9 protein-coding genes are annotated in these 8,462 nt (G+C 41.4%); 6 read left to right on the top strand and 3 right to left on the bottom strand.

Features of this window, described 5'->3' with window-relative positions:
• Window positions 1-319 precede the first annotated feature (319 nt).
• From K0B81_06295 to K0B81_06270, 6 genes are all read left to right on the top strand, one after another.
• Entirely contained in the window at window positions 320-496 is a 177-nt protein-coding gene (locus K0B81_06295) for a hypothetical protein (protein ID MBW6516206.1), read from the top strand.
• Between the two features lie 333 nt (window positions 497-829).
• Window positions 830-1,822 (top strand): 4-hydroxythreonine-4-phosphate dehydrogenase PdxA, encoded by a 993-nt coding sequence (pdxA, locus tag K0B81_06290; GenBank protein ID MBW6516205.1) that lies wholly within the window; start codon window positions 830-832, stop codon window positions 1,820-1,822.
• Window positions 1,823-1,843: 21 nt separating this feature from the next.
• A complete protein-coding gene (locus tag K0B81_06285) occupies window positions 1,844-2,479 on the top strand; it encodes a ribonuclease HII (protein ID MBW6516204.1) in 636 nt (211 codons plus the stop codon).
• Window positions 2,480-2,515: 36 nt separating this feature from the next.
• On the top strand, window positions 2,516-2,890 hold the full coding sequence (locus K0B81_06280) for a hypothetical protein (GenBank protein MBW6516203.1): 375 nt from the start codon (window positions 2,516-2,518) through the stop codon (window positions 2,888-2,890).
• Window positions 2,891-2,952: 62 nt separating this feature from the next.
• Window positions 2,953-3,183, top strand: coding sequence for a hypothetical protein (locus K0B81_06275; GenBank protein MBW6516202.1), 231 nt, complete (start codon window positions 2,953-2,955; stop codon window positions 3,181-3,183).
• Window positions 3,184-3,254: 71 nt separating this feature from the next.
• Window positions 3,255-4,352, top strand: coding sequence for a DUF362 domain-containing protein (locus K0B81_06270; GenBank protein MBW6516201.1), 1,098 nt, complete (start codon window positions 3,255-3,257; stop codon window positions 4,350-4,352).
• 721 nt (window positions 4,353-5,073) lie between these two features.
• On the opposite strand, the gene K0B81_06265 is transcribed toward K0B81_06270, so the two are convergent.
• The 3 genes from K0B81_06265 to rny all read right to left on the bottom strand — a co-directional run bounded on the left by K0B81_06265 (window position 5,074) and on the right by rny (window position 8,458).
• Window positions 5,074-5,931, bottom strand: a complete 858-nt coding sequence (locus K0B81_06265) for a bifunctional 5,10-methylenetetrahydrofolate dehydrogenase/5,10-methenyltetrahydrofolate cyclohydrolase (GenBank protein ID MBW6516200.1) — start codon at window positions 5,929-5,931, stop codon at window positions 5,074-5,076.
• Window positions 5,932-6,100: 169 nt separating this feature from the next.
• The gene (locus K0B81_06260; GenBank protein MBW6516199.1) at window positions 6,101-6,886 is read right to left on the bottom strand and encodes a TIGR00282 family metallophosphoesterase; all 786 of its coding nucleotides are present in this window, start codon (window positions 6,884-6,886) and stop codon (window positions 6,101-6,103) included.
• Window positions 6,887-8,458, bottom strand: coding sequence for a ribonuclease Y (gene rny / locus K0B81_06255; GenBank protein ID MBW6516198.1), 1,572 nt, complete (start codon window positions 8,456-8,458; stop codon window positions 6,887-6,889).
• Between the last annotated feature and the right edge of the window lie 4 nt (window positions 8,459-8,462).

The following is an 8,462-nucleotide window of genomic DNA, read 5'->3' as shown; positions in this document are numbered from 1 at the left end:
TGGGGTATGTAATAAGATAGCCAGACACTTCAGTGTCTGGTAAAAGGATGGATCAAAACAATCATGCCCCGCATGGGGTATGTAATAAGATAGCCAGACACTTCAGTGTCTGGTAAAAGGATGGATCTATTCCCGCCCGCCACCCAATGGGTCTTTGACCCATTACCTGCGACTGAAGTCGCAGGCTATCATATGGCACCCATAAAGGGTGCTACCGGAGCCAAACAAGGGGAATATTGCTATTAGATATTAGCTATGTAGTGATTAGTTCTATAGTAGGCAGAGCAAGTACATTGGAAGAGAAGCAGGGAGAAAATGTATGACCACGGAGGCACAGAGGGCACGGAGAAAAAGAGAAAATTGTGATGCTCCAGCGGAAGTGAAGCAGGGGGGAATAGTTATTAGCTATATAGTGATCAGTAAAAAAGGGTCACGTGTTACGAGTGAAAGAAAAGTCCATGGGAAGAGAAGCAAGGGGAAAAAGAGTGATCAGTAATCAGTCATCAGTGATCAGAAAAAAAAGGGAAGGAAGAGCAAGTTACCGGAACGCTGGCTTCAGCTGGCAGTATCACTGGCTTCAGCCGGTCTCTGAAGCAAAATAATAAACAGACTTAAGTCTATTTATAAAAATTGTCACCCTGAGTGGTCCGGCTCATTTGCCGGATTATATCGAAGGGTTAGCAAGTCCATGGGAAGGATTAGCAGGGAGAAAAAAGTATGACCACAAAGGCACAGAGCACACGGAGAAAAAAAGAGGCAAAAGAAAAATATTATGATGCTCCAGCGGAAGTAAAGCAAGGAGAAAAGAAAAAATGGGAAAGGAGTTGAGATGAAGATTATTGCTGTAACAACCGGAGATCCTGCGGGAATAGGACCAGAAGTAGTTAAAAAGTGTTTTCGACAATATCAGATAAAAAAAAGTGATGCCTATATAATATATGGGGACTCTTTTTTACCGGCTGGTTTTACTTACATTCGATCTTTCAAAGATCTGGATGGCACAGCACGGGACAGAACAAAGATCATGCTGATCGATAATCCCGGTCAGGTTACAGAAAAACATCACCTTTATGCTATACTGATCCCGGCAAGTGGTGTTACTTTAAGTAAACCGGATCAAAAATCCGGCAAGTCTAGTTATCAGATCCTGCAGAGAGTAGTTGCAGATATCAAAAAATACAAAATTGATGCACTGGTGACCGGTCCGGTGGCTAAAAAATCAATCCAGGAATTTGATCCCGAATTCATTGGTCACACAGAATTCTTGGCTCGGGAGTTTGATTGCCGGAATTTTGTCATGAATTTTGTTTCCAGCAAATTCGATGTAGCTCTTCTAACTACTCATGTGGCTATAAAAGATATTTCTGGTCATATTAAAGAAGAGTTAATCGTTCCCAAGATGAGGTTGGTCTATAATTTTGCGCAACAACGTTATCCAAAGGAGAAAGTAGCACTTTTAGGGCTAAACCCTCATTGTGGGGAAGAGGGGCTATTCGGACAAGAAGAGGAGGTATTGCATAAAGCTGTCAATGATCTTGCTAAAGAAGGGATAATCATTGATGGTCCCTATCCGGCAGATTCCTTTTTTAAATACAAGCTTCGGGAATATCGGCAAATTATTGCCTGTTATCATGATCAGGGGCTGATACCCTTTAAGATGATAACCGGTGAAGAGGGTGTTAACGTTACTTTAGGGTTGCCCTTTTTCCGGGCTTCAGTAGATCATGGTACTGCCTATGACATTGCCGGCAAGGGGATAGCATCGCCGAAGAGTTTGATCAGTGCTCTGGATTTAACTAACCAGATATTAGAAACTCTATGATCAGAATAAAGACAAAGATAGATGAAACTGCTCTATACTAATGAACTGGAATTAAGGGAGCAGTTTGGTCTTACTGCCGGTGTTGATGAGGCAGGGAGAGGTCCTTTAGCAGGACCTTTGGTTGTGTCTGCCTGCATTTTGGACTTGCAATACAGTATTCCCGATCTTAATGACTCCAAAAAAATATCCGAAAGGATTAGAGAGACTATCTATGAGCAGATCATAGACACTGCTATCGATTATCAAGTAATTATCATCTCTGTTGATGAGATAGACCAACTTAACATTCTGGGAGCTACTATGAAGGGGATGGAAGAGGCAGTAAAAGGTCTGCGAATAAAACCAGATTTGGTATTGCTCGATGGAAATAGAAAACCAACTGGTCTTCCGGATGCCTTACCGATCATCAAAGGTGACAGTCAATATGCCTCTATTGCTGCTGCCTCTATCTTGGCAAAAGTCACCAGAGACAGAATAATGAGAGAGATCCATAACTTATACCCGTCATATAATTTCCTTAAAAATAAAGGGTATCCCACAAGAGAACATTGCAAAGCTCTGGTAGAATACGGGATAACTGAACATCACCGACGGAGTTATAAGCCGGTGAAGGAAGCTGAGAGGGAAAAAGTCCAATGGAAGCGAAGCAAGCATTGACCACGGATTAACACAGATTAAAAAGGATGAACACAGATGCTCCAGCGGATGATTAGCAAGGGGGAAATAGCTATTAGATATGTAGTGATTAGTTCTATAGAAGGGAGAGCAAGTCCATGGGAAGAGAAGCAAGGAGAAAATGTATTACCACAGAGGCACAGAGCACACGGAGCAAAAAAGAGGGAAAAGAAAAATATTATGATGCTCCATAAGAAAAGAAGATTTTTTCATGCCCCGAATGGGGTATGTAATAAGATAGCCAGACACTTCAGTGTCTGGTATAGGATGGATCTATTCCCGCCCGCCACCCAATGGGTCTTCGACCCATTACCTGCGACTGAAGTCGCAGGCTATCATATGGCACCCATAAAGGGTGCTACCGGAGCTAAGCAAGGGGAAAATAGCTATTAGATATGTAGTGATTAGTTCTATAGAAGGGAGAGCAAGTCCATGGGAAGAGAAGCAGGGAGAAAATGTATGACCACAGAGGCACAGAGAACACAGAGGTTACGGAGAAAAAAGAGGGAAAAGAAAAATGTTATGATGCACCAGCGGAAGGAATAGCAAGTCCATGGGTAGGAGTAGCAGGAAAAAAAAGAGTTATTAGCTATGTAGTGATTAGTAAAACCTGCGGAAGGGGAAGCAAGCGAAATGGTTACGAGTTACGTGAACAAAGCGAAGGAAGGGATAGCAAGCTAAGATGAAAAGAGTAATCAGTGATCAGAAAAAAATGTACTGTACTGAAATAGGTGGACCAGAAAATAAGGAGAAAAGGATGAGCAAAGTTTATTATATTACATCGAGGGTAGAGAATAATCAGGGTTTGATGGATAAGTTTATCGAATTGTTGGGAAGAGTAGAAATTGGTTTCTTAAAAGAGAAAGATACTGTTTGTATCAAGACCCATTTTGGTGAGGATGGCAATACTACTTTTATATCACCTCTATATATAAGGAAAGTGGTTGATCATCTCAAACGACAAGGGGTTTATCCTTTCATTGGAGATACGAACACACTCTATTCCGGAAGGAGAAAACAGGGGGTGACTCATTTAGAATTAGCTATTGAACATGGTTTTGATTATTCAGTAGTAAAAGCACCATTGGTTATTCTTGATGGTTTGCAGGATCAGTATCGCAGAACTATTGCTGTTAAGCATAAGCATTTTAGAGAGATCAGTCTTGCCGGCACGCTGGGTGATATGGATAGTATGATAGTGATGTCACATTTTAAGGGGCATTTGGCAGTAGGATTTGGCGGAGCGATCAAGAATCTGGCAATGGGGTTGGGAACTCGTAAGCAGAAGCAGTTAATGCATGCCGACGTAAAACCTGAATATGTAGAAAAAAAGTGTATCAAGTGTCGGATCTGTTCACAAATTTGCCCTGTCAGTGCTATTAACTGGGAAGAAGATAAGTTTCTCTTAGATCTAAATATATGTATAGGTTGCGCTGAATGCATTACTAATTGCCCAACGGGAGCTTTACGGATCCTGTGGAATGAGACTCCGGATAATATGTCTGAGAAGTTAGCTGAAACTGCACTCGGAGCTGTGGAGTTTCTCAAAAGGAAATTGTTCTATTTCAATTTCTTGATAAATATAACACCCCATTGTGATTGTTTCGGTGTTTCAGATAATGCCATTGTTGAAGATATCGGGATCTTAGCCTCTTCTGACCCAGTAGCGATAGATAAAGCAAGCTTCGATCTGGTGAGTCAATCAAGTAAACTACAAAACTCAGTGCTGCAGGGTAGGGAAGGAGAACCTTTCCGAACGATGTACAAAGATGTCGATCCTCTACATCAGCTGAGATATGGTGAGAGTATTGGGTTAGGTTCGATGACTTATGAACTGGAGAAATTGAGTTTCTGAGTAAAAAAAGGTTATAGGTTTTAGGTTATAGGTGATAGGTGATGGATCCAATCTATACCAGACACTGAAGTGTCTGGTTATCATATTACATACCCCATTCGGGGCATGAAAAAGATTTATTTCTTCTGCTTTACTGCTGCTGGGGCGTTATCATTTTTCTCTTTTCCACTTTTTCTCTGTGTCCTCTGTGCTCTCCGTGTCTCTGTGGTTATTTATCTCTTCGGAGCTATGCTTCCGATGGACTTGTTTTGCATCTTGCAGCACCCTAAACATAGCGACGGGTGCAATATAATAGCCAGCGGTTTTAACCGCTGGTAATGGGTTGAAGACCCATTGGGTGGCGGGTGGGATTCGATCCAATCTATACCAGACACTGAAGTGTCTGGCTATCATATTTCATACCCCATGCGGGGCATGATTTTTTTTGTGCCCTTTTACCAGACACTGAAGTGTCATGCTATTTTATATCATACCCCATTCGGGGTATGAAAAAGATTTATTTCTTCTTGCTATACTGCTGCTGGGGCGTCATAATTTATCTCTTTTCCACTTTTTCTCTGTGTCCTCTGTGTTCTCCGTGGATGGCTTCGCCGAGCTCGGATGCAGCCACGAAGAAGCAATTTCCTCGGTTCTGTGGTTATTTATCTCTTCGGAGCTATGCTTCCGATGGACTTGCTCTACCTTCTAGAGAACTAATAGCTACATAGCTAATAGCTAATAGCTATTTCTGCATCTGATATGCTTTCCAAACATTTTTGAGTAACATGGCAGTAGTAACACTTCCAATGCCGCCCGGCACAGGTGTTATAGCAGCAGCTTTTTGATAACAATCTTCATAATCAACATCGCCGGTATAGAAACGGTTACCATTCTCGATTACTTCATTAGTTCCTACATCAAGTATGATAACACCATCTTTTATCATATCACCTTTGATAAACCGTGCAATACCAAGGGCTGTGATGAGAATATCTGCCTGCTTTGTATAATCGCCTAAATTTGCTGTCTTGCTATGGCAGACGGTGACGGTGGCATTTCCCGGTTCTTGCTTGTTAAGCAAGAGATTTGCTAAAGGTTTACCAACGATATGACTCCTGCCACAAAGTACAGTATGTTTACCGGTTAAGTTTATCTGATAATAACGGATCATTTCTATGACTGCCGCAGGTGTAGAGGGGAGAAGTGCTTCTGCCTCAAGGAGCATATTACCCAAATTGACCGGATTAAAACCATCTGCATCCTTGAAAGGTGAAATCGTTGCTGCTACAAGATTATCGTTTATGTGCTTTGGGAGAGGTTTTTGAACCATTATGGCATGAACTTGACTATCATTATTAAGGTCATGAATTATTCTTAACAGATCATCTTCTGAAAGATCAGGGGGGAGTTTCTGCAAATCTGCTAAAATGCCGACTTTACCGCTGTTTTTTTGGATGTTACTGACGTAAAACTCAGCAGCAGGGTCTTCACCGATCATAAGGATCGTCAGTTGTGGTTTGATCTCTAAAGATGAGATTTCATTAGTTAAATCTTCATAGATTGACTTTACCAGTGGTTTAGCTCTTAGTTCTTTTTCCATATATCTGTCCTCATAAGTTGTTTTTTTTGTATTCTTTCAACCTTCGATACATTCTGCTGCCAGTTTAAGCAAGCAGTAATCAGCAGAACACTCAGGATGACACTCTTCGGTTAACTAAATGTTTCTAAGCGATATATAATAATTCCAAGTCTATCAAGTGGTGGATAACTTAATCAGATATTTTCTCTCGGATGCGTTCAATCCTGGTTGCTTTGCCACTATTATCATCAACGGAGATAAAGACAGCATTTAATTGCTTGCCTCGCTCGGCAACTTCATATTTGGTCGGCATACCGGTCATCATCTTTTCAAAGATGATCTCCTTTTTCATACCAATTACAGAAGAGTGAGGACCTGTCATACCGGCATCTGTAATATAAGCAGTCCCACCGGGGAGGATCTCTTCGTCAGCCGTTTGGACGTGAGTGTGAGTACCAATAATAGCGGAAACCTGACCATCAAAATAGAGTCCGAATGCTCTCTTTTCTGCTGTAGCTTCGGCATGAAAGTCAACAAAAATGAAATCTGATTGTTGCTTCAAGAGAGGAAGCATCTCTTCCATTACTAAGAATGGAGAGTTGGTCGGATTCATAAAAGCTTGTCCGCAAAGGGTAATTACGGCAAGCTTCTGATTATTTGGTAGGTTCTTGATGAAATATTTGCTACCGATAGCTTTAGGTGGATAATTAGCCGGTTTCAGGATCCTATTTTCTATAGAGAGATAGCTGAGCACCTCTTTCTTATCCCAGAGATGATTACCACCGGTCAAGACATCAATCCCGGCATTAAACAACTCGTCAGCAGTTTTTTCGGTTATACCTAACCCGGAAGCACTATTTTCACAATTAGCGATACAGACATCAATTGCCAATTCCGCTCTTAGCTCCGGTACTCGGTTTTTTACTACCTGTCTGCCCGGTCTGCCGAAAACATCGGCAATAAACAGAATATTCATCTATTTAGCAACTTCTTGAAATCTCGTTTCGCGGATAACAGTGACTTTGATCTGACCGGGATATTGCATCTCTTGCTCTATCTTACGGGCAATGTCAGAGGCAATGTAAACCGATTTGGCATCATCCACGGCAATAGGATCAACGATTATTCTTAATTCTCTTCCAGCTTGGATCGCATAGCATTTATTGACCCCTTCCAGAGAATTAGCGATCTCTTCCAGTTTCTCCAGACGTTGCATATACGATTCCAGTACTTCGCGTCTTGCTCCCGGTCTAGCACCAGAGATAGCATCTGCAGCTTGCACAAGTGGGGCATAAGCCGATTCAGCAGGAACTTCTTCGTGATGCGCTTCGATAGTATTGATAATGAGGGGACTTTCTCCATTTTTTCGGGCGAAACTGGCACCTAAATGAGCATGAGAACCATCAAATTCATGATCGATAGCTTTTCCCAGGTCGTGCAAGAAACCGGCACGGCGTGCTATTTCCTGATTTAGTCCCAATTCTGCAGCTAAGATACCACAGATCCATGCAGCTTCTTTACTATGCTGAAGAACATTCTGTCCATAACTGGTACGGTAGTTCAATCTACCAATGAGCTTGATAATATTGGGAGATACGTTATGTACATTGAGATCTAAACAAGCTTTTTCACCCAACTCGATCAAATGTTTATCCATATCTTTGCGGGTTTTCTCAATCAGATCTTCTATTCTGCCGGGATGAATTCTACCGTCAACGATCAATTTTTCCAGAGCCAGCCGGGCAATTTCTCTTCTTACCGGATCGAAACATGAGAGAACTACTGCTTCAGGTGTATCATCAATGATCAGATCAACTCCGGATGCTTTTTCAAACGTGCGGATGTTTCTTCCTTCACGACCAATAATTCTTCCTTTCATCTCTTCACTCGGAATTGTAACTACTGATACAGTATTCTCAGAAACGTAATCTACAGACATTCTTTGGATAGCTGTTGATAGATACTCGGCTGAGATCTTGTTAGCGTCGAGCTTGATCTGCTCAAGAGTTTGTTTGACATCATTGGCAGCAAAATTACGTGCCTCATTTAGTAGTTGTGTCTTGAGCATTTGCAGAGCTTCTTCTCTACTCATTTGGGCTATCGTACTAAGCTTCTGTTGCTGTTGGACTGTCAATTCTTCCAACTCTTGTTTCTTCTTCTCCAGCTCTGATTCCCGCATCTTATTGCGATTTTCCAGCTCATTGACCCGGTTCTCTTTTTTATCTAAACCTTCAAAACGTTTGTCAAGAACAGAGAGCCGTTCATTAAACTTCTTCTCCAGAATTCTGATCTCTTTCTTGCGTTGATTTATCTCTTCCTCATGGGCTTTCTTTGTTTTATACCATTCATCTTTTACCTCAAGGAGGGCAGCTTTCTTTTCTATCTGAGTTTTTTGGCGTGTCTCTTCTATCAGTCGTGATGCTTCATTCTTTGCTTCTGATATGATGGTTAGCGCTTTTCGTTTAATAACAAATAAAATTAATGCGGTCAGAAAAAATCCTAAAACAGCACCAATAAGCAAGTATATATATTGTATATTTTCTGTCATTTAT

It is taken from the genome of Candidatus Cloacimonadota bacterium (assembly GCA_019429305.1).
In the GTDB taxonomy this organism is placed as follows: Bacteria; Cloacimonadota; Cloacimonadia; order Cloacimonadales; family JAJBBL01; genus JAHYIR01.
This window is presented reverse-complemented; position numbering and strand designations above follow the sequence as displayed.